The sequence below is a fragment of the Stenotrophomonas sp. GbtcB23 genome, assembly GCF_019091045.1.
GTDB lineage: Bacteria > Pseudomonadota > Gammaproteobacteria > Xanthomonadales > Xanthomonadaceae > Stenotrophomonas > Stenotrophomonas rhizophila_A.
This window is the reverse complement of sequence record NZ_JAGXKC010000009.1, coordinates 1-21,721: the sequence shown is the minus strand read 5'-3', so window position 1 is coordinate 21,721 and position 21,721 is coordinate 1. Positions and strand designations below refer to the sequence as shown.

General features: G+C 66.6%; 17 protein-coding genes. 7 read left to right on the top strand and 10 right to left on the bottom strand.

Going from position 1 to position 21,721, the window contains the following annotated elements:
• Positions 1-126 precede the first annotated feature (126 nt).
• The 4 genes from KVS69_RS05585 to KVS69_RS05570 are packed head-to-tail and all read left to right on the top strand — an operon-like array spanning position 127 to position 4,971.
• Positions 127-2,394, top strand: coding sequence for a methyl-accepting chemotaxis protein (locus KVS69_RS05585; RefSeq protein WP_217537442.1), 2,268 nt, complete (start codon positions 127-129; stop codon positions 2,392-2,394).
• A gap of 53 nt (positions 2,395-2,447) precedes the next feature.
• Positions 2,448-3,314: a CheR family methyltransferase gene (locus KVS69_RS05580; protein WP_093536295.1), complete on the top strand. Its 867-nt coding sequence runs from the start codon at positions 2,448-2,450 to the stop codon at positions 3,312-3,314.
• Positions 3,311-3,907 carry a chemoreceptor glutamine deamidase CheD gene (gene cheD / locus KVS69_RS05575; protein ID WP_068851592.1) on the top strand — a complete coding sequence of 199 codons (597 nt, stop codon included), beginning with the start codon at positions 3,311-3,313 and terminating at the stop codon, positions 3,905-3,907. Before KVS69_RS05580 ends, cheD begins: the two co-directional genes overlap by 4 nt.
• The gene (locus tag KVS69_RS05570) at positions 3,904-4,971 is read left to right on the top strand and encodes a chemotaxis response regulator protein-glutamate methylesterase (protein ID WP_093536293.1); all 1,068 of its coding nucleotides are present in this window, start codon (positions 3,904-3,906) and stop codon (positions 4,969-4,971) included. Before cheD ends, KVS69_RS05570 begins: the two co-directional genes overlap by 4 nt.
• A gap of 95 nt (positions 4,972-5,066) precedes the next feature.
• Here KVS69_RS05570 and KVS69_RS05565 read toward each other — a convergent pair whose 3' ends face one another.
• From KVS69_RS05565 to KVS69_RS05540, 6 genes are all read right to left on the bottom strand, one after another.
• Positions 5,067-5,942 (bottom strand): amidohydrolase family protein, encoded by an 876-nt coding sequence (locus KVS69_RS05565; RefSeq protein WP_217537441.1) that lies wholly within the window; start codon positions 5,940-5,942, stop codon positions 5,067-5,069.
• A gap of 11 nt (positions 5,943-5,953) precedes the next feature.
• Positions 5,954-6,976, bottom strand: coding sequence for an amidohydrolase family protein (locus KVS69_RS05560; RefSeq protein ID WP_217537440.1), 1,023 nt, complete (start codon positions 6,974-6,976; stop codon positions 5,954-5,956).
• Positions 6,977-6,998: 22 nt separating this feature from the next.
• Positions 6,999-8,279, bottom strand: coding sequence for a carbohydrate porin (locus KVS69_RS05555; RefSeq protein ID WP_217537439.1), 1,281 nt, complete (start codon positions 8,277-8,279; stop codon positions 6,999-7,001).
• A gap of 78 nt (positions 8,280-8,357) precedes the next feature.
• Positions 8,358-9,671: a C4-dicarboxylate transporter DctA gene (gene dctA / locus KVS69_RS05550; RefSeq protein ID WP_095363822.1), complete on the bottom strand. Its 1,314-nt coding sequence runs from the start codon at positions 9,669-9,671 to the stop codon at positions 8,358-8,360.
• Positions 9,672-9,713: 42 nt separating this feature from the next.
• A complete protein-coding gene (locus KVS69_RS05545) occupies positions 9,714-10,769 on the bottom strand; it encodes a 4-oxalomesaconate tautomerase (RefSeq protein ID WP_217537438.1) in 1,056 nt (351 codons plus the stop codon).
• Positions 10,762-11,433: a 4-carboxy-4-hydroxy-2-oxoadipate aldolase/oxaloacetate decarboxylase gene (locus KVS69_RS05540; RefSeq protein WP_217537437.1), complete on the bottom strand. Its 672-nt coding sequence runs from the start codon at positions 11,431-11,433 to the stop codon at positions 10,762-10,764. The genes KVS69_RS05545 and KVS69_RS05540 overlap by 8 nt, the downstream gene beginning before the upstream one ends.
• Before the next feature lie 101 nt (positions 11,434-11,534).
• Between KVS69_RS05540 and KVS69_RS05535 the strand changes: the two genes are divergently transcribed.
• The gene (locus KVS69_RS05535; protein WP_217537436.1) at positions 11,535-12,788 is read left to right on the top strand and encodes a LysR family transcriptional regulator; all 1,254 of its coding nucleotides are present in this window, start codon (positions 11,535-11,537) and stop codon (positions 12,786-12,788) included.
• A gap of 372 nt (positions 12,789-13,160) precedes the next feature.
• On the opposite strand, the gene acnB is transcribed toward KVS69_RS05535, so the two are convergent.
• The 3 genes from acnB to KVS69_RS05520 form a co-directional block, all read right to left on the bottom strand.
• Positions 13,161-15,746, bottom strand: a complete 2,586-nt coding sequence (gene acnB / locus KVS69_RS05530; RefSeq protein ID WP_068851565.1) for a bifunctional aconitate hydratase 2/2-methylisocitrate dehydratase — start codon at positions 15,744-15,746, stop codon at positions 13,161-13,163.
• A 61-nt stretch (positions 15,747-15,807) separates the two neighbouring features.
• Entirely contained in the window at positions 15,808-16,206 is a 399-nt protein-coding gene (locus KVS69_RS05525; protein ID WP_093536275.1) for a type II toxin-antitoxin system VapC family toxin, read from the bottom strand.
• A gap of 7 nt (positions 16,207-16,213) precedes the next feature.
• On the bottom strand, positions 16,214-16,438 hold the full coding sequence (locus KVS69_RS05520; protein ID WP_068851559.1) for an AbrB/MazE/SpoVT family DNA-binding domain-containing protein: 225 nt from the start codon (positions 16,436-16,438) through the stop codon (positions 16,214-16,216).
• Positions 16,439-16,715: 277 nt separating this feature from the next.
• Between KVS69_RS05520 and acnA the strand changes: the two genes are divergently transcribed.
• Both acnA and KVS69_RS05510 read left to right on the top strand, forming a co-directional pair.
• Positions 16,716-19,469: an aconitate hydratase AcnA gene (gene acnA, locus KVS69_RS05515; protein WP_217537435.1), complete on the top strand. Its 2,754-nt coding sequence runs from the start codon at positions 16,716-16,718 to the stop codon at positions 19,467-19,469.
• 199 nt (positions 19,470-19,668) lie between these two features.
• A complete protein-coding gene (locus KVS69_RS05510) occupies positions 19,669-21,345 on the top strand; it encodes a long-chain fatty acid--CoA ligase (protein ID WP_217537434.1) in 1,677 nt (558 codons plus the stop codon).
• A 64-nt stretch (positions 21,346-21,409) separates the two neighbouring features.
• Here the strand turns inward: KVS69_RS05510 and KVS69_RS05505 are convergent.
• A partial coding sequence (locus KVS69_RS05505; protein WP_217537433.1) for a hypothetical protein occupies positions 21,410-21,721 on the bottom strand: 312 nt, incomplete at its 5' end.

Genomic DNA, 21,721 nt, shown 5'->3' with positions numbered 1-21,721 from the left:
AGCTGAATGCGCTCAGCTCACGCACCTCAATAGCTGCGGTTTTCTGCCGATAACAGCATTGCCACGACACGTTCGTCGATGTCGGCCCCTACGCAGTACGCCCCCGTTCGAAAAGACCCCACGCCCATGAATCTTTCCAGCCGCTTCTCCAACCTGTCCGTCCGGGGCAAGTTGAACCTGCTCACCGCCCTGATCGCCGTCGGCGTGATCGCCCTGGCCATCATTGCCGCGCGCATCCAGTACCTGGATCTGGCCGAGACGCGCAAGGATGCCCTGAAGACCCAGGTCGAACTGACCTACGGCATCTTCGACCACTACAAGCGACTGGTCGGCACCGGCGAACTCACCGAAGAGGCGGCCAAAGCGGCGGCTCTGCAGGCGCTGCACAGCATGCGCGCCGATGGTGAGAGCGCGTACTACAACGTACTGGCCACCGACTACACGCTGCTCATGCACCCGTTCGCACCGGACCGCGTCGGCAAGGTGCAGAAGAGCTACCTCTCCAAGGACGGTGTGCCGCTGTACCTGCAGCAGGTGGATATGGCCAAGACCGGCGGCGGCTACACCTACTACTCCACCACCAAGCCCGGCAATGGCGAGGCGCTGATCGAAAAGGCCACCTACGCCGGCATGTACGCGCCGTGGCAGTGGGTGGTCACCAGCGGCGTCTACATGGACGACGTACAGTCCGACGCGTTGGCCTTCACCGGCATCATGGCCGCCACCGGCGGCGCGCTGGTGCTGGTCGTGCTGGCCCTGAGCTGGCTGATCGGCAACCGCATCACCGGTCCGCTGCGCCAGGCCACCGGCGTGGCCGAGAGCATCGCCGGCGGCAAGCTCGACAGCCGCATCGGCCCGCAGGCCCAGGACGAACCGGGCCGCCTGCTGGAAAGCATGGGCCGCATGCAGCAGCAGCTGCACGCCGTGATCGGCGCACAGCGCGAAATGGCCAGCCAGCACGACGCCGGCCAGACCGGCTATCGCATGGACGAAACCGCCTTCCCGGGCGAGTACGGCCGGATGGTGCACGAAACCAACACCCTGGTCGGCGCCCACGTGCAGACCATGCAGGATGTGCTGGCCGTGATGCAGCGTTACGCCGTGGGCGACCTGAGCGCCGACATCGCCCGCTACCCGGGCGAAAAGGCTGCCATCAGCACCACCGTGGACACCGTCAAGCACAACTTGGCCAGCATCAACGCCGAGATCAAGCGCCTGGGCGCTGCCGCGGCCGCGGGTGACTTCAGCCAGCGTGGCGATGCCGCCCGCTTCGACCACGATTTCGGCCAGATGATCGCCAGCCTCAACGCGATGATGCAGGTCAGCGACGACAACCTCGGCAAGCTCTCGCAGCTGCTGTCGGCCATCGCCGAAGGCGACCTCACCGCGCGCATGCAGGGCGAGTTCCAGGGCGTGTTCGCGACCATGCGCGACGATGCCAATGCCACCGTGGCCCAGCTGACCCAGATCGTCGGCCAGATCCAGGAAGCGGCGGGCAACATCAACCTGGCTGCGGGCGAAATCGCCACCGGCAACAGCGACCTGTCGCGCCGTACCGAACAGCAGGCCGCCAACCTGGAAGAAACCGCCGCCTCCATGGAGGAACTGACCTCCACCGTGCGCCAGAACGCCGAACACGCCCGCCAGGCCAACCAGCTGGCGATTGGTGCGCACAGCGTGGCCTCGCAGGGCGGTGAAGTCGTCGGCCAGGTGGTCACCACGATGAGCGCGATCGAAGCCAGCTCCAAGCGCATTGCCGAAATCATCTCGGTCATCGACGGCATCGCCTTCCAGACCAACATCCTGGCATTGAACGCCGCCGTGGAAGCAGCCCGTGCCGGCGAACAGGGCCGCGGTTTCGCCGTGGTCGCCTCCGAAGTGCGCACCCTGGCCCAGCGCTCGGCCGGTGCCGCCAAGGAGATCAAGGGGTTGATCGACGAATCCGTGTCCAGCGTGGCCGACGGTTCGGCCCTGGTGCACAAGGCCGGCAGCACCATGGGCGAGATCGTCGCCTCGGTGCAGCGCGTCACCGACATCATGGCCGAAATCTCGGCCGCCTCGCAGGAGCAGTCGGCAGGCATCGAGCAGGTCAACCAGACCGTGGTGCAGATGGACGAAACCACCCAGCAGAACGCTGCACTGGTGGAAGAAGCCACCGCGGCTGCCCGCGCGATGGAAGAACAGGCCACCCAGCTGGCCGACGCGGTGTCGATCTTCCGCCTCGACAACCAGGTGGCGGCGGCCGTCAGCGCGGTGACCGCCCGCATCGCCGCACCGGCCCCGCTGCGCAGCGTGAAGCCGGCGGCGCCGGCCAAGCCCAGCCCGGTGAAGCCGGCCCCGGCCGCGCGTGCACCGCGCACCACCGCCGATGACGGCAACTGGCAAGAGTTCTGAGCGCCTGCGGCGGCCGCGCGGCCGCCGCCTCCCTCCTTCGATCGAGTTCGCCCGTGACCACGCCTACCGCACCTGCTTCCGCTGCCTCCTCGACCGGACGCGAATTCGAGTTCGCCGACCGCGACTTCCGCCGCATCTGCGACCTGATCTACCAGCGCGTCGGCATCTCGCTGGCGCCGGCCAAGCGTGACATGGTGTACGGCCGGCTGTCCCGGCGGCTGCGTGCGCTTGGCCTGCGCAGCTTCCAGGAGTACCTGGACCAGCTGGAGAACCAGGGGGGCGATGAGTGGCAGGCGTTCACCAACGCGCTGACCACGAACCTCACTGCGTTCTTCCGTGAGCCGCACCACTTCGAGAAGCTCGACACCGAACTGCGCGCGCGGGCTGGCAACGGCACCCTGCAGCTGTGGTCGTGCGCGGCCTCCACCGGTGAAGAGCCCTACTCCATGGCCATCACCGCCTGCGAGGCGTTCGGCACCCTGAAGCCACCGGTGCGCATCCTGGCGACCGATGTGGACACCCAGGTGCTGGCCACCGCCAGCCGCGGCGTGTACGCCATCGATCGCGTGTCCGGTCTGGATCCGGCCATCAAGAAGCGCTACTTCCAGCGCGGCAGCGGCCCCAATGAAGGCCAGTGCCGCGTGCATCCGGCGCTGCGCGAGTTGATCGACTTCCGCCCACTCAACCTGCTGGCTCCGCGTTACGACGTCGGCGGCCCGTTCGACGCCCTGTTCTGCCGCAACGTCATGATCTATTTCGACAAGCCCACCCAGCGCGGCATCCTGTCGCGGCTGATCCAGCACATGGGCGACGATGGCCTGCTCTACACCGGCCACTCGGAGAACTACCTGCATGCCGCCGACCTGATCCAGCCGTGCGGGCGCACCCTGTACAAGCGCGCGCCCGGAGCCCCGGCATGAACCTGGCCGCCCGTCCTGATGACGTGATGCGTTACTTCGACAGCCGCTTCAAGGTCACCGCCGCCAAGCTGCTGCCGACCCAGTACCTGGTGGTCGACGACGAGACCGCACTGACCACCACGCTGGGTTCCTGCGTGGCCGCGTGCCTGCGCGACCCGGTGCTGAAGATCGGCGGCATGAACCACTTCCTGCTGCCCGAAGGCAATGTCGGCGATGGTGCCCCGGCGCGCTATGGCAGCTATGCCATGGAACTGCTGATCAACGACCTGCTCAAGCGCGGCGCGCACCGCAAGCGCCTGGAAGCCAAGGTGTTCGGCGGCGCCAACGTGCTAAAGGGCTTCACCAGCAACCCGGTGGGCACCCGCAACGCCGAATTCGTGCGCCAGTACCTGCAGGCCGAACATATTCCGGTGCTCGCCGAGGACCTGTGCGGCATCCACCCGCGCAAGGTGTGGTTCTTCGCCGACACCGGCCGCGTGGTGGTGCAGCGCCTGCCGCATGCGCACGAGGCCGAAGTGGCCGCGACCGAATCGGCCGTGCGTGCCCGCCTGTCCAAGGCCCCGGTCACCGGCGGCGTGGAGCTGTTCGAATGATCAACGGTTCACCCTGCAGGGTTTTGATCGTCGACGATTCGGCGGTGGTGCGGCAGATGTTGAGCGAGATCCTCGCCAGCGACCCGGCCATCGAAGTGGTCGGCACGGCGGCCGATCCGTTGCTGGCGCGCGAGAAGATCAAGCGCCTGGCCCCGGACGTGATCACGCTGGATGTGGAAATGCCGCGCATGGACGGGCTGGCGTTCCTGGAAAACCTGATGCGCCTGCACCCGCTGCCGGTGGTGATGATCTCCTCGCTGACCGAGCGCGGCGCCGACACCACCCTGCAGGCATTGGCGCTGGGCGCGGTGGATTTCATCTCCAAGCCCAAGTTCGACGTGGCGCGTGGCCTGCAGGGCTATGCCGAAGAGATCATCGGCAAGGTCAAGATGGCGGCGCGCTCGCGCGTGCGCACCCTGGCCCGCCCGATCACGCCGCGCATCACCCTGGACGCCGTGCCGCCCTCGCCCGCACGTTCGATCCAGTTCCGTACCACCGACCGCCTGATCGCCATCGGCGCCTCGGCCGGCGGTACCGAAGCACTGCGCGTGGTGCTCGAAGGCCTGCCGGCCGATGCCCCGGCGGTGGTGCTCACCCAGCACCTGCCCGCCACGTTCAGCACCGCCTTTGCCGAGCGCCTGGACCGCCACTCGGCGATGTCCGTACGCGAAGCCAGCGACGGCGAAGCCGTGCTGCCGGGCCATGCTTACCTGCCACCCGGCGGCAAGCACCTGCGGGTGATCCGTGACGGTGCGCGCTGGCGCTGCCGGGTGGATGACGGCCCGGCGGTGAACCGGCACAAGCCGGCGGTGGACGTGCTGTTCCGTTCGGTGGCAGAAAGCGCCGGTGCCAACGCCATCGGCGCGATCCTCACCGGCATGGGCGACGACGGCGCGCGTGGGCTGCTGGAACTGAAAAACGTCGGCGCGCCCACCCTGGTCCAGGACGAAGCCACCAGCGTGGTCTGGGGCATGCCCGGCGCCGCCTTCAAGCTCGGCGCCACCGACGAGCAGGTTCCGCTGGAGCGGATCGCCGAACGCCTGATGGCGCTCGCGCGGGGATAACACCCCGACGCTGCGCGTCGCCGCACGACCAACGGTCGTGCGCTACCGGGTCCGACCTGGTGGGTCACGACCGTTGGTCGTGACGCTCTCAACCGTCACGCCCAATACAACCGCATCGGATTGTCCACCAGCAGCTTCTGCTGCTGGTCGGCGGTGACCGCAATCCGTGGAATGAAATCCACCAGCTTGCCGTCATCGGGCATGTGCGATTTCAGGTTCGGGTGCGGCCAGTCCGTGCCCCACAGCACCCGGTCCGGGAACTGCTCCACCAGGTGCCGTGCGAACGGCACCACATCGTCATACGTGGGCGGCCCGGACTGCGACAGCCGCTCCGGGCAGCTCACCTTGCTCCACACATTCGGGTGCTCGCGCATCAACCGCACGAAACGCTGGAACTCCGGCCCGTCCACCGGCTGGGTCACGTCCGGCCGGCCCATGTGGTCCACCACCACCGTGGTCGGCAGCGAGGTGAAGAAATTCCAGCGCTCGGCCAGGTCGGCCGCCTCGAAGTACACGACAACATGCCAACCGAGCGGCGCGATCCGTTCAATGATGGCGTGGTAGTACGCATCCGGCTTCGGATCCACCAGCCGCTTCACGAAATTGAAGCGCACCCCGCGCACACCCGCCTCATGCAGCTCCCGCAGTTCCTCATCGGTGACCGTATCGCGCACCGTGGCCACGCCGCGCGCCCGGCCGTTTGCGCTGCGCAGCGCATCCACCAGCGCCCTGTTGTCGGCACCGTGGCAGGTCGCCTGCACGATCACGTTGCGCTCGAACCCAAGATGATCGCGCAGCGCGAACAGCTGCGCCTTGCCCGCATCGCAGGGCGTGTACTTGCGCTCGGGCGCATACGGGAACTGGTCCCCCGGGCCGAACACATGGCAATGCGCATCCACCGCGCCCGGCGGCGGCACGAACACCGGCCGGCTCGGGTCCGGACAGAAATCCAGCCAATCGGCATCCTTCATGAAATCCGCCATTACAGCCCCCTCGCCTTCAGCTGCGCATCCAGCCGCGGGTACACCCGACGCGCGTTGCCCGACAGCACCTTGCTCCGATCCGCTGCCGACAGCCCCAGCGCTTCCACATAGCGCAGGGTGTCGTCGAAGTACTGCCCGGTTTCCGGATCGATGCCGCGCACCGCGCCGACCATTTCCGAGCCGAACAGGATGTTGTCGATGTCGATCACCTTGAACAGCAGGTCTATGCCGGGCTGATGGTAAACGCAGGTGTCGAAGAACACATTCCTCATCACATGCTCGTTCAGTGGCGGCTTGCCCAGCATGTCGGCCAGGCCGCGGAAGCGACCCCAGTGGTAGGGCACCGCGCCGCCGCCGTGCGGGATGATGAAACGCAGCGCCGGAAAGTCACGGAACAGGTCGCCCTGCAGGAACTGCATGAACGCGGTGGTGTCGGCATTGAGGTAGTGCGCGCCGGTGGCGTGGAAATTGGCATTGCAGCTGCCCGACACATGCACCATCGCCGGCACGTCCAGCTCCACCATCTTCTCGAAGAACGGGTACCAGGCCCGGTCGGTCAGTGGCAGCCCGTTCCAATGTCCCCCGGAAGGGTCCGGATTGAGGTTGCAGCCCACAAAGCCCAGCTCGTTGACGCACCGCTCCAGCTCGGCGATCGAGTTGGCGATGGGGACGCCGGGCGACTGCGGCAGCTGGCACACGCCGATGAAGGTCTCCGGGTACAGCGCCACCACCCGCGCGATCAGGTCGTTGCAGCGCCGGGTCCATTCCGCGCTCACCGCCTCGTCGCCGATGTGGTGGGCCATGGTGCTGGCACGCGGCGAGAAGATCGTCATGTCCGCGCCGCGCTCGCGCAGCAGGCGCAGCTGGTTGCCTTCCACGCTCTCGCGCAGTTCGTCGTCGCTGATCACCGGGTACACCGGCGCCGGCAGCGTGGGGTCGTTGAAGTGGGCCACCTGCGCCTTGCGGAACGCATCGTGGCTGGCGGGAGCGGTCGTGTAGTGACCGTGGCAATCGATGATCATGTGGGGCCTCGTGGGGGAGGAATCACCAGCCGAACAGCTGGGCGAAGTGGACATCCACGCGCAGCCCGACGATCAGCGCGTCGGGAATGTCGGTGGTGCGGGTCGGCGCGTAGATCGGGTCCGGGTTGATCACGTACTGCAGGTTGGGCATCAGCCGGATGCCCTTGTGCACCGCCCAGCCATAGCTCAGCTCGGCGATGATCTCGTCGGCATTGGGCGCACCGCTGCCGCCGTTGCGTGCGCGGCGGTCGCGCAGGAACGCGATCTGCTCATCGCTGAAGTGGGTGTTGGACACGAACATCGCCAGGGTGTCCTGGTCGCGTCCGGCGAAGGTGCCGGTCTTGACGAAGCCGACGGCGGCGAACTCGTCCACTGGCGCTTCATTGCCGGTGTTGACGTAGGCGCGGGCGAACAGCGCCAGGTTGCGCTTGCCCTCCCCGCGCCACACGGTCTGATCGGCCATCGCGTACCAGCCCGCGCGTGCGCCCTCCTGCATCGCCGTCGGCTTGCCGGTCAGCGCGGCGGAGTTGCCGTTGGCGTCGAAATAGGAGCTCTTGCCGCCATCGGTGTTGCGGTACATGCCCACTCGGTAGGTGCGCGGCAGCCGGTCATTGGCGAAGCTGGTCTGGTAGCCGGCCTCATAGGCCGTGATGGTGCCGGTGCCCTCGCCCACCGAGAAGTCCAAGCCGTTCTTGCCAGCCTTGTTCAGCTCATTGTTGTAATCGAACGCGCCGCCCTGCACATACCAGCGATCATTCACGTCGTAGCGCAGGATGCCGGCCCACGACGAGTTCGGGAACGCGGTAATGCCCAGGTCGGTGATCGCGCCATACGGGGTGAGGCACATGGCATTGCTCATGAACACGCAGTTGAGCGCGGAGTTGTTGAAGTAGCTGTTCACCGGCGCGCGGCCGGCGGTGATGCTCAACCCATTGTCGAAGCGGTGGCGCACGGTCAACCGGGTCAGGCGGCCACGGGCCACCGGGCGCCAGGTCTGCTGCGCGCTGATCGAGTTGCCGATCTTCTCGCGCGCCAGGTTGCGCCCGGCGAACCAGGCCCACTGCGCGTCCACATCGGTGTTGTGCACGCCGAACAGTTCGTCCAGGTCGAACTTCGACTGGGCCATGATCCAGTACGAGCCTTCGGTGCCCTGCTCCACCCCGCCCACGGGGTTGGAGGCAACGTTACCAACGACATCGAGGGTCAGATCGACGCCTTTGGGCAGAGTGCCCTCGGCGGCAGCCGGTGCGGCCAGCGCAGCGCTCAGCAGCAGCGCCAGCGGGGTGTGACGGAGGATGGACATGAGATCTCCCTCCCCGCTGCCGTGGGCAGCGGGTTCAATGCATTCGGGGGGCGCCGCGGGCAGCCCGCGGCGCGTCGGTCAGGCTTCGCGGACGCCCAGATGGCGCAGGCGGGCGCGGCGGGTGCCGATCTGTTCGGCCATCACCTTCTCGTCCAGCTTGCCTTCCCACTTGGCGATCACCAGCACCGCGATCGCGTTGCCGACCAGGTTCACGAAGGTCAGGCCTTCGGCCAGGATGCGGTGGATGCCCAGGATCAGCGCGATGCTGGCCACCGGAATGGTGCCGGTGGTGCCCAGCGTCGCCGCCAGCACCACGAACGCCGCACCGGCCACGCCCGCGGCGCCCTTGGAGGTGAGAAGCAGTACCGCGATCAGCCCCAGCTGGTGCCACACGGTCAGCTCGGTGTTGGTCGCCTGGGCCAGGAACAGCGCCACCGTGGTCAGGTACAGGCAGGTGCCATCGAGGTTGAACGAGTAGCCGGCCGGAATCACGAAACCCACCACGCCCTCTTCGCAGCCCAGCTTCTTCATCTTCTCGATCAGGCGCGGCAGCACCGTTTCGGTGGAGGTGGTGGCCGCCACGATCACGATTTCATCGCGCAGGTAGGCCAGCAGGCGCCACAGGCTCGCGCCGGTCCACCAGCACACCGCGCCGAGCACGAACACCGTGAACGCCGCGCAGACCACGAAGAACTCGATGATCAGCTCACCCAGCGACAGCAGCGACCCCGCGCCGAACTGGCCCACGGTGAAGGCGATGGCACCGAACGCACCGATCGGCGCGAAATACATGACGTAGCCGATGATCTTGAACAGCACCGACGACGTGCCTTCGATGACCTTCATCACCGGCGCGCCGCGCTCACCGACCGAGGCCAGCGCAACGCCGAACAGCACCGCCACGAACAGCACCTGCAGTACATGCGCCTCGGTGAACGCACTGACCAGCGTGTTCGGGATGATGGCCATGATGTAGGACACGATCGACTGGTCGTGCGCCGTATGCACATAGCCTTGGATGCTGGCCATGTCGATGGTGGCCGGGTCGATGTTCATGCCGGCGCCGGGCTGCCAGAGATCCACCGCGACCAGCCCGACGATCAGCGCCAGGATGGTGATCACCTCGAAATAGATCAGCGATTTCAGCGCGAGCCGGCCCACGCTGCGCATGTCGCGCATGCCGGCGATGCCGTGCACCACCGTCACGAAGATGATCGGCCCGATCATCATGCGGATCAGCTTGATGAAGGCATCGCCGAACGGCTTCATCGCCGAACCCCAGTCCGGCTGCAGCCAACCCAGCACGACGCCGATGATGGTGCCGGCCAGCACCTGGAACCACAACTGGCCAAAGACGCCGAAGCGGCCCTGCCGCTTCTCAACAACAGTCATAACAACCCTCCCAGGTCATAAGAATAGAGACGTCGTGCGTATTCAGTCGAACAGCACGCCGTCGAACAGCTTTCGGGCGGTGCGCAGGATGGCCGCACCAGCCACCTGCCCGTCTGCATCGCGTTCCAGCACGCAGCCGGTGCTGCCGCTGGGGTGTTCGATGTCCAGCTGCAGGCGGCTGCCGTCGGGTACCACCGCCAGGGCGCTCGCAGGTGAACCGGGCAGCAGGCAGGCCGTGGCCACGGTGACCGCGCCCAGCACCCCGATGGAAGCGTGGCAGCGATGAGGTATGAACGAACGCACGCAGATCGCGCCACCGTCGCGCGGTGCAGCCACCAACATCATCTTGGGGACCGACTGCGCGCCGACATCGCCCAGGTTCATCAACGGGCCGGCCTGCAGGCGGATCGCCTCCAGTCGCGCCTTCAACGTGTCATCGGCATCCAGCGTGGCGCGGTCTTCGTACCCGCTCACGCCCACATCGCTGGCGCGCAGCACCACGCAGGGCATGCCGTTGTCGATCAGGGTGAGCTCCACCCCGTCGATCACATCCACCGCGTTGCCGGTCGGCAGCAACGCGCCGCAGCTGGAACCGGCGATGTCGGCGAAGGTCAGCGGAACAGGCGCTGCCGTGCCCGGCACACCGTCGATCCGCGCCGAACCGTCGTAGCGCACCTGACCGCCGGGCGTCTGTACGTTGGCGATGGCTACCTTGCCGGTGTTCACCATGAAGATGCGCACGTCGGTGCTTTCGCCGGTGGGTTGCACGAGCCCGCGCTCCAGGGCGAACGGCCCTACCCCGGCGAGCAGGTTGCCGCAGTTCTGTGCATCGCTCACCACGGCCTGGTCGACGAACACCTGCAGGAACAGGTAATCCACGTCCGCGCCGGGGTGGCGCGAGGGCGAAACCACCGCGACCTTGGAGGTCAGCGGATCGGCGCCGCCCATGCCATCGATCTGGCGTGGGTCCGGCGAGCCGTACGCGCGCAGCAGGAACGCATCGCGCGCGGCCGCATCGGCCGGCAGGTCGGTGGCCAGGAAGTAGCCGCCCTTGGAGGTGCCACCGCGCATCCACATGGCAGGCACGCCGTTACTCATAGCGCAGGCCCTTAGCCGCCAGGCGTTCGCGCATCGCGTAGATGTCCAGGCCCAGCTCGCCCTTGGCCAGGCGTTCGCGCTTCTCCGCCTCGCGCGCCTCGCGCGCCTGCGATTCGGCGGCGACACGTGCCGCATCGGCACGCGGCACGATACACACGCCGTCATCGTCGGCGATCACTACGTCGCCGGGGTGGACCAGCGCGCCGCCGCACACCACCGGCACGTTGACCGAGCCGAGCGTCTCCTTGACCGTACCCTGCGCGTGGATCACCCGGCTCCAGACCGGGAAGCCCATTGCGGTCAGGTCGCGCACATCGCGTACCCCGGCATCAATCACCAGCCCACGGCAGCCACGCACCTGCGCCGAGGTGGCCAGCAGGTCGCCGAAGTAGCCGTCGGTGCAGTCGCTGGTCGGCGCCACCACCAGGACATCGCCTTCGCGCAGCTGCTCGATGGCCACATGCATCATCCAGTTGTCGCCGGGGGGCACCGACACGGTGATGGCGCTGCCGGCAATGCGGGCGCCGCTGAAGATCGGGCGCAGCCGCGGGTGCAGCAGGCCACTGCGGCCCTGCGCCTCATGTGCGGTGGCCACGCCTGCTTGGGCCAGGGCCTGGAGTGCGCCGGCAGCGGCGCGTTCGACACGGGTGACGACGCGGGACATCCATCCATCCTTCTATGACGATGATGAAGTCTTGTCCGCCAGCGCCCACCCCCGCAAGATCGATTTCCGCAACAGCCATTGGGTTTGGTTATAGTTGATCCATGAACCGGCCCTTTGAGTTGAACCTGAAGCATCTGCATGCGCTGGTTGCCGTGCACCACCACGGCGGCATCAGCGCCGCTGCGCCGCACGTGAATCTTTCCCAGCCGGCGTTGACCCAGGCCATTGCCCGTCTGGAAACCCAGCTGGATGCAACCCTGTTCGACCGCCAGCCGGGTGGGATGGCGCCCACCGAAGCGGCAGAGCTGCTGGTGCCCCGCATCGAACGCGCGCTTGGCTACATCGCCGATGGCGTGCGGATGGCACGGCGTGCACAGCGCCTGCCTGCGTTGCCTGCCGTTGAACGACGCGTCACGCTCGGCCAGCTGCGCGCACTGGTGGCGGTGGACGACGCCGGCAGCTTCACACTGGCTGCAGCGCGCGCCGGCATCTCACAGCCGGCGATCTACCGCGCCGTGCATGAGCTGGGTACCGCCATCGAAACCCCGCTGACCGAACGCCACGGCAAGACCGTGCAGACCACCCCGGCGGCCACCCGCATGCTGCGGCTGGTGCGGCTGGCCCTGTCCGAACTGGTAGCGGGCCTGGATGAAGTGGCCCTGCTGCGCTCCGAACAGGGCGGCAAGGTCACGCTCGGGGTGATGCCGCTGGCCCGCGCGATCCTGCTGCCGCAGGTACTGGCGCGCTTTGCCCGCGCCCACCCGGGTGCATCGGTCAATGTGATCGAAGGGCCTTATGCGGAACTGCTGGGCGATCTGCGCGCCGGCAGCCTGGACCTTTTGATTGGCGCGATGCGCGACACCCTGCCCGTACGCGACGTCGCGCAGGAGGGCCTGTTCGACGATGACCCGGTAATCGTCGCGCGCAGCGGGCACCCGCTGGCCGGCAGCGACCCGCTCGACTTCGACCGGCTGCTGGCGTTCCCGTGGGTGATCGCCGCCACCGGCGCGCCGGTGCGCGCCCGCTGGGAACGCATGTTCCGCCAGCATGGCCATGAACCGCCGCGTTTGCGCATCGAATGCGGCTCGGTGCTGATCACCCGCGGCCTGCTGCTGGAAGACGACTGGCTCACCCTGATGTCACGCGACCAGTTCGTGATCGAACGCCGCGCCGGCCTGCTCAGCGAAATCGGCAGCGCCGGCGACGACCTGCGCCGCCGCATCGGCCTCACCACCCGCGCCGACTGGCACCCTACCCGCCTGCAGCAGGCGTTCGTGGAAACCTTCCGCGCCGTCTGCGCCGAACGAAGCAACGACGCCGACAACGCGTGGCCGTTCCGCTATCCGACACCCTGAAGACTGCCCCGGCGGTAGGGTCGGTTCCCAAACGACCGCCAATAACGGCTCAACGCCCGGTAACGCATGACCTAAGAACGAAAACGGCTCTCCGTTCCGACGCCATGAACACCGACCCGACGGCTTCGGACATATGTCAGCACCGGTGATGTCATCCGCGCCGCATTGCCGTGGCTTCGGATGCTTGCGCCGCGCTTCGCGCGGTCGCCGACCAACGGTCGGCGCTACGAATTGCTGGCGAACGCGATAAGACACGGATACATCACCAACGGGCAACCAAGCATCAGCCTGGGCTGGCGGCGATTCGTCCCGGCAAACAAAAACCCCCGGTTCTCACCGGGGGTTTTCGTTCAACACATCACCCGATCAGGCTCAGGCAGCAACCGTCTTGGCCACGTCCTGGTAGTCCTCGATCTGGTCGAAGTTCATGTAGCGGTAGATGTCCTTGCTGCTGGCATCCAGCACGCCGATGTCGGCCATGTACTCTTCCTTGGTCGGGATGCGACCCAGGCGCGAGCAGATCGCGGCCAGTTCGGCCGAACCCAGGTACACGTTGGAGTTGCGGCCCAGGCGGTTCGGGAAGTTGCGGGTCGAGGTCGAGAACACCGTCGCGCCCTCGCGCACCTGTGCCTGGTTGCCCATGCACAGCGAGCAGCCCGGCATTTCCATGCGTGCGCCGGCGGTGCCGAAGGTGCCGTAGTGGCCTTCCTTGGTCAGCTCCGAGGCATCCATCTTGGTCGGCGGGGCAACCCACAGCTTGGTCGGGATGTCGCGCTTGCCTTCCAGCAGCTTGGCGGCCGCGCGGAAGTGGCCGATGTTGGTCATGCACGAACCGATGAACACTTCATCGATGGCCGCACCGGCCACGTCCGACAGCGTCTTGACGTCGTCCGGATCGTTCGGGCAGGCCACGATCGGCTCGTGGATGTCGGCCAGGTCGATCTCGATGACGGCGGCGTATTCGGCGTCGGCATCCGGCTCCAGCAGCTCCGGGTTGGCCAGCCACGCTTCCATCTTCTCGATGCGACGCGCCAGCGAACGGGCGTCCTGGTAACCCTCGGCGATCATCCACTTCAGCAGCGTGATGTTGCTGGTGAGGTACTCGATGATCGGCTCCTTGCTCAGGTGCACCGAGCAACCTGCAGCCGAACGTTCGGCCGAGGCATCGGACAGTTCGAACGCCTGTTCGACCTTCAGGTCCGGCAGGCCTTCGATTTCCAGGATGCGGCCGGAGAAGATGTTCTTCTTGCCCGCCTTGGCGACGGTCAGCAGGCCCGACTTGATCGCGTACAGCGGAATCGCGTTGACCAGGTCACGCAGGGTCACGCCCGGCTGCATCTTGCCCTTGAAGCGCACCAGCACCGATTCGGGCATGTCCAGCGGCATCACGCCGGTGGCCGCGGCGAAGGCGACCAGGCCCGAGCCGGCCGGGAACGAGATGCCCACCGGGAAACGGGTGTGCGAATCGCCGCCGGTGCCGACGGTGTCGGGCAGCAGCATGCGGTTGAGCCAGCTGTGGATCACGCCGTCGCCCGGGCGCAGAGAGATGCCGCCACGGGTGGAGATGAACTCCGGCAGCGTGTGGTGGGTCTTGACGTCCACCGGCTTCGGGTACGCGGCGGTGTGGCAGAACGACTGCATCACCAGGTCGGCCGAGAAGCCCAGGCAGGCCAGGTCCTTCAGCTCGTCACGGGTCATCGGGCCGGTGGTGTCCTGCGAGCCCACCGAGGTCATCTTCGGTTCGCAGTAGGTGCCCGGGCGCATGCCCTGGCCTTCCGGCAGGCCACAGGCGCGGCCGACCATCTTCTGTGCCAGCGAGAAGCCCTTGCCGGTGTCCGGCGGGTCCATCGGCAGGCGGAACAGGTCGGTCGGAGCCAGGCCCAGCGCTTCGCGCGCCTTGGCGGTCAGGCCACGACCGATGATCAGCGGAATGCGGCCACCGGCGCGCACTTCGTCGAACAGCACGTCGGACTTCACCTGGAACTCGGCGATGACCTGGCCGTCCTTCAGCGCCTTGCCGTCGTAGGGACGCAGCTCGACCACGTCGCCCATGTTCATCTGCGACACGTCCAGCTCGATCGGCAGCGCGCCGGCGTCTTCCATGGTGTTGTAGAAGATCGGGGCGATCTTCGAACCCAGGCACACGCCGCCGAAACGCTTGTTCGGAATGAACGGAATGTCCTCACCGGTGAACCACAGCACCGAGTTGGTGGCCGACTTGCGGCTCGAACCGGTACCGACCACGTCGCCCACGTAGGCCACCAGGTGGCCCTTGTCCTTCAGCGATTCGATGAACTTGACCGGGCCGCGCTTGCCGTCTTCTTCCGGCTCGATGCCATCGCGCTTGTTCTTCAGCATCGCCAGGGCGTGCAGCGGGATGTCCGGGCGGGTGGTCGCGTCGGGGGCCGGCGACAGGTCGTCAGTGTTGGTTTCGCCGGTCACCTTGAGCACGGTGATGGTCAGGCTCTGCGGCACTTCCGGGCGGCTGGTGAACCACTCGGCATCGGCCCAGCTCTGCAGCACGCCCTGGGCGTTCGCGTTGCCGGCCTTGGCCTTTTCCTGCACGTCGTGGAAGGCATCGAACACCAGCAGGGTGTTCTTCAGCGCGGTGGCGGCGATCGCGCCGACCACGGCGTCGTCCAGCAGCTGCACCAGCGGCGCGACGTTGTAGCCGCCCAGCATGGTGCCCAGCAGTTCGGTGGCGCGCTCGCGCGAGATCAGCGCGTTGGTTTCGCTGCCGAAGGCGATCGCGGCCAGGTACGAGGCCTTGACCTTGGCGGCGTCATCGACGCCGGCCGGCACGCGGTGGGTGAGCAGGTCGAGCAGGAACTCGGCCTCGCCCGCCGGCGGGTTCTTCAGCAGCTCGATGACGTCGGCCGTCTGCTGGGCGCTCAGCGGCAGCGGCGGGATGCCAAGCGCGGCGCGCTCGGCTACGTGGTGGCGGTAGGCTTCCAACATGACAACTCCCGGGAAATTCTTTGAAAAGACTTCGGTTGAATACGGCGGTTGAGTTACGGGCTCAGGCTTGCGGCACGATCAGCTTCAGGCCCTTGAAGTAGTCGCGGTAAAATTTGTCGTTCCAGGTGATCAGGCCGTCGCACTGCAGCAGTGCGTGCGCGCCGACCATGAAATCGTCGATGCCACGGCGGTCGCTGCCGCGCTGGCGGTGACGGCGGTGCATCTCGCCGGCGCGCAGCGCCGACTTGGCTTCCAGCGGGCTGAAGTGGATGCCCATCTCTTCCAGCGCTTCCTGCACTTCGGCACCACCGCGCAGCGCGGCGCAGATCTCGGCCAGCACCACCCCGCAGATCACCACGCGCCCGCCGACCAGGCTCTGGCGCAGGCAGGCTTCCACCGCGTCGGCCTGGGGGCCGTTGCTGAGCAGTTCGATCAGGACTGGGGAATCTACGGCGATCATGCGCGGCTCATGCTTCGTCGCGCACCGCACGCACGGCCGACTCGGCCGACTCGAAGCCGTCCAGCGCGAACTTGCCGCGGGCACGGGAAATGGCGTCATCCACGCTCTTGCGCAGGATGATGCGGCTGCCGTCGAGCTCCACCTTCAACTGGGTGCCCTTGGTCAGGCCGAGCGCATCGCGGACCGCCTTGGGCAAGGTGATCTGTCCGCGTTCTGCAACGGTGGCTTCCATCGGTAGGACCTCCAAAGTATGCACAAATTATACATACTTCCCCGGGCATACTTCCACTGCGTCGCGGTTCAGCCAGCCAAGTCCCTTGCCGCGCAAAGGATCCGCCTTATCGATGACATCGGCGATACATATTTCTATGTAGCCTGAGATACCTGCCACCGACCATGGCCGACTGAATCGTTCATACTCAGTCCGACGGCCGGGCCATCGGAACACCGGCAACCGCAAGCGGGCCCCACGGGCCACTGCAAGCCATCCGCAAGAGGAGTCACCCCGCATGAGCGATTCGTTCTCCACCCGCAGCCAGCTGGACGTCGGCGGCACCACCTACGACTACTTCAGCCTGCCCAAGCTCGGACAGCAGTTCGACATTTCCCACCTGCCCTATTCGATGAAGATCCTGCTGGAGAACCTGCTCCGGCACGAGGACGGCGGGGTCACCGTCGGCAAGGACCACATCGAAGCGGTGGCGCGCTGGGATCCCAAGGCCGAGCCGGACATCGAAATCGCCTTCATGCCCGCCCGCGTGGTCCTGCAGGACTTCACCGGCGTGCCCTGCGTGGTCGACCTGGCCGCGATGCGCGATGCGGTGGTCAAGCTGGGCGGCCGCCCGGAGCAGATCAACCCGCAGATCCCCTCCGAACTGGTCATCGACCACTCGGTGCAGGTCGACGTGTTCGGCACCCCCGACGCGCTGGATCTCAACGGCAAGATCGAATTCCAGCGCAACCAGGAGCGCTACGGCTTCCTGCGCTGGGGCCAGAAGGCGTTCGACAACTTCAAGGTGGTGCCGCCCAACACCGGCATCGTCCACCAGGTGAACCTGGAAAACCTCGCCCGCGTCGTAATGACCGCCGACAAGGGCGGCAAGCAGGTGGCTTATCCGGACACCGTATTCGGCACCGACAGCCACACCACCATGATCAATGGCATCGGCGTGCTGGGCTGGGGCGTGGGCGGCATCGAGGCCGAGGCGGCCATGCTGGGCCAGCCCTCCTCCATGCTGATTCCGCAGGTCGTCGGCTTCAAGCTCACCGGGCGCCTGCCCGAAGGCGCCACCGCCACCGACCTGGTGCTCACCGTCACCCAGATGCTGCGCAAGCACGGCGTGGTGGGCAAGTTCGTCGAGTTCTTCGGCGAAGGCCTGCAGCACCTGCCGCTGGCAGACCGCGCCACCATCGGCAACATGGCGCCGGAGTACGGCGCCACCTGCGGCATCTTCCCGATCGACAACGAATCGCTGAACTACCTGCGCCTGTCCGGCCGCAGCGAGGAACAGATCGCGCTGGTGGAAGCCTACGCCAAGGCCCAGGGCCTGTGGCACGACGCCAACACCGCCCACGCCAGCTACAGCGCCACGCTGGAACTGGACATGGGCGAGGTAAAGCCCTCGCTTGCCGGCCCCAAGCGCCCGCAGGACCGCGTGCTGCTGGAAGACGTCAAGCAGAACTACCGCGACAACCTGGGCGGGCTGACCACCAACCGCGACAAGCGCAACGAAGAGATCTCCACGTTCGTCAACGAAGGCGGCGGCGCCGCGGTCGGCAACGAGCAGCTGGCCAAGGGCTATGCCGATGTCGAGCATGACGGCACCCGCTACCGGCTCAAGGACGGCGCGGTGGTCATCGCCGCCATCACCTCCTGCACCAACACCTCTAACCCGGCGGTGATGATCGGCGCCGGCCTGCTGGCCCGCAACGCGGCCGCCAGGGGACTGGACCGCAAGCCGTGGGTGAAGACCTCGCTCGGCCCAGGCTCGCGCGTGGTCACCGACTACCTTGAGAAAGCCGGCGTGCTTACCGAGCTGGAAAAGGTCGGCTTCTACGTGGTCGGCTACGGCTGCACCACCTGCATCGGCAATTCCGGCCCGCTGCCCACCGAAGTCAGTGCCGCCATCGCCAGCGGCGACCTGGTGGTCACCTCGGTGCTGTCGGGCAACCGCAACTTCGAGGGCCGCGTGCACCCCGAAGTGAAGATGAACTACCTGGCCAGCCCGCCGCTGGTGGTGGCCTACGCCATTGCCGGCACCACCGACATCGACCTCACCACCGAACCGCTGGGCACCGGCAGCGATGGCCAGCCGGTATACCTGCGCGACATCTGGCCGAGCAACAAGGAAATCGGCGATGTCATCGCCGCCACCATCGGCCCGGAGATGTTCAAGCAGAACTACGCTGATGTGTTCAAGGGCGACAGCCGCTGGAACACCATCCAGTCGCCCGATGGCGACCTGTATGAGTGGGATGGAAGCTCCACCTACATCAAGAACCCGCCCTACTTCGACGGCATGACCATGCAGGTCGGCCACATCGAGGACGTGCACGGGGCGCGGGTGATGGGCCTGTTCGGCGATTCGATCACCACCGACCACATCTCCCCGGCCGGCAACATCAAGAAGGATTCGCCGGCAGGCCGCTTCCTGCAGGAGCGCGGCGTGCAGCCGGCCGACTTCAACAGCTACGGCAGCCGCCGCGGCAACGACGATGTGATGGTGCGCGGTACCTTCGCCAACATCCGCATCAAGAACCTGATGTTCGGCGGGGAGGAAGGCGGCAACACCCTGTACTTCCCCAAGGCGGGCGGCGAGCCGCAGAAGCTGGCCATCTATGACGCGGCCATGAAGTACAAGGCCGAGGGCGTGCCGCTGGTGGTCTTCGCCGGCAAGGAATACGGCACCGGCTCCTCGCGCGACTGGGCGGCCAAGGGCACCAACCTGCTGGGCGTGAAGGCGGTGATCGCAGAAAGCTTCGAGCGCATCCACCGCTCCAACCTGGTCGGCATGGGCGTGCTGCCGCTGCAGTTCCAGGCCGGCGAGAACGCCCAGAGCCTGGGCCTGGACGGCTCGGAAACGGTCGACATCACCGGCCTGGCCGATGGCGCCAGCAAGACCGCCACCGTGACCGCCACCAAGGCCGACGGCACCGCCAAGACCTTCCAGGCCCACGTGATGCTGCTGACCCCCAAGGAAGTGGAGTACTTCAAGCACGGCGGCCTGCTGCAGTACGTGCTGCGCCAGCTCGCAGCCGCCTGACGCCAGCCGGCTCCCCGAGGCGCCGGCCCCTGGCCGGCCCTCCCCGGAACCCCGCGCCACGCGGGGCTTCCGGCGGCCGCCACGCCCGATTTTCACGAATCCTTCGCGTTTTCCATTCGGCCCGGTATGCTGCCGGGGACCGAATCGACGGATACTCTCCGTCAGCATCACACCATCAACGTTTCCTGGAGGGGGAATAATGAGTCTGGAACGTCCCTGGCTGCAGAGCTATCCCAACGGCGTACCCGCCGAAATCGACGTCAACGAGTTCCATTCGGTGTCGGCCGTGTTCGATACGTCGGTGGCCAAGTTCCGCGACCGTCCCGCCTACTCCAGCTTCGGCAAGGTCCTCACCTACGGTGAAACCGACGCCCTGGTCGAGAAGTTCGCCGCCTACCTGCTGGGCGAGCTGAAGCTCAAGAAGGGCGACCGCGTCGCCCTGATGATGCCCAACTGCCTGCAGTACCCGGTGGCCACCTTCGGCGTGCTGCGCGCCGGCCTGACCGTGGTCAACGTCAACCCGCTGTACACCGCCCGCGAGCTCAAGCACCAGCTGGTCGATTCCGGCGCCGCCGTTTTGGTGGTGGTGGACAACTTCGGCGACACGGTGCAGCAGGTCATCGCCGATACGCCGATCAAGCAGGTCATCACCACCGGCCTGGGCGACATGCTCGGCCTGAAGGGCGTGGTGGTGAACTTCGTGCTGAAGTACATCAAGAAGATGGTGCCCAACTACACCCTGCGCGGCGCGATCCGCTTCAACCAGGCGCTGAAGTTGGGCAGCGGCCACACCCTGCCGAAGGTGGAGCTGGACCACGACGACGTGGCCTTCCTGCAGTACACCGGCGGCACCACCGGCGTGGCCAAGGGCGCCATGCTGACCAACCGCAACCTGGTGGCCAACATGCAGCAGGCCTCGGCGTGGATCTCCGCGTCGGGCATCGAAATGGGCAAGGAGTGGATCATCACCGCCCTGCCGCTGTACCACATCTTCGCGTTGACGGCGAACGGGCTGGTCTTCATGAAGTTCGGTGGCTGCAACCACCTGATCACCAACCCGCGCGACATGAAGGGCTTCGTCAAGGAGCTCAAGGCCACCCGCTTCACCGCCATCACCGGCGTCAACACGCTGTTCAACGGCCTGCTCAATACCCCCGGCTTCGACGAGGTGGATTTCTCCTCGCTGAAGGTCACCCTGGGTGGCGGCATGGCGGTGCAGCGTGCGGTGGCCGAGCGCTGGAAGAAGGTCACCGGGGTGACCCTGGTCGAGGCCTACGGCCTGACCGAGACCTCGCCGGCGGCCTGCATCAACCCGCTGAACCTGGCCGAGTACAACGGCGCGATCGGCCTGCCGATCCCGTCCACCGACGCCTGCGTGAAGGACGACAACGGCGTGACCCTAGCTCCGGGCGACGTCGGCGAGCTGTGCATCCGTGGCCCGCAGGTAATGAAGGGTTACTGGCAGCGCCCGGAAGAAACCGCCAAGGCGATCGACGCCGACGGCTGGCTGCACACCGGCGACATGGCGCGCATGGACGAGCACGGTTTCTTCTACATCGTGGACCGCAAGAAGGACATGATCCTGGTGTCCGGCTTCAACGTGTACCCGAACGAAGTCGAAGACGTCATCGCGATGATGCCCGGCGTGCTGGAAGTTGCCGCAGTGGGCGTACCGGATGAAAAGTCCGGCGAGATCGTCAAGGTGGTCATCGTCAAGAAGGACCCGAACCTGACCGCTGAAATGGTCAAGGAACACGCCCGCGCCAACCTGACCGGCTACAAGCACCCGCGCATCGTCGAGTTCCGCAAGGAACTGCCGAAGACCAACGTCGGCAAGATCCTGCGCCGCGAACTGCGCGACGCACCAGCCGCGTAACTGCCGACATCAGGCAACTCCAGAACGCCCGCCTAGCGGGCGTTCTGCTTTCTTCCTACCGCGCTCACTGATACCCCAACTCACCCGTCACCCGCGTGCAAGCAGGGTCCGTATCCACATGGAACGACTCGGCGCCACCTGCAGGCTGCTGGGCGCTCATCTCCGCCAGCAACCGGACAGAGAAGCCGCGCCCCGAACCTCCAACGTCTTCAGCATCAACCGCGTATGCGGTCGCATCCCACCCGCGTGTTCGCTTCACGTAATCACGAACAGTCTCCAGGCACTGCTCCGGTATCGCTGGCGTCGCCCGCACCCTGTCACCCTCGGCAAGCGCTTGCGCAACCGGCAGGTTGAGCAACACCAACCCAATCAACCA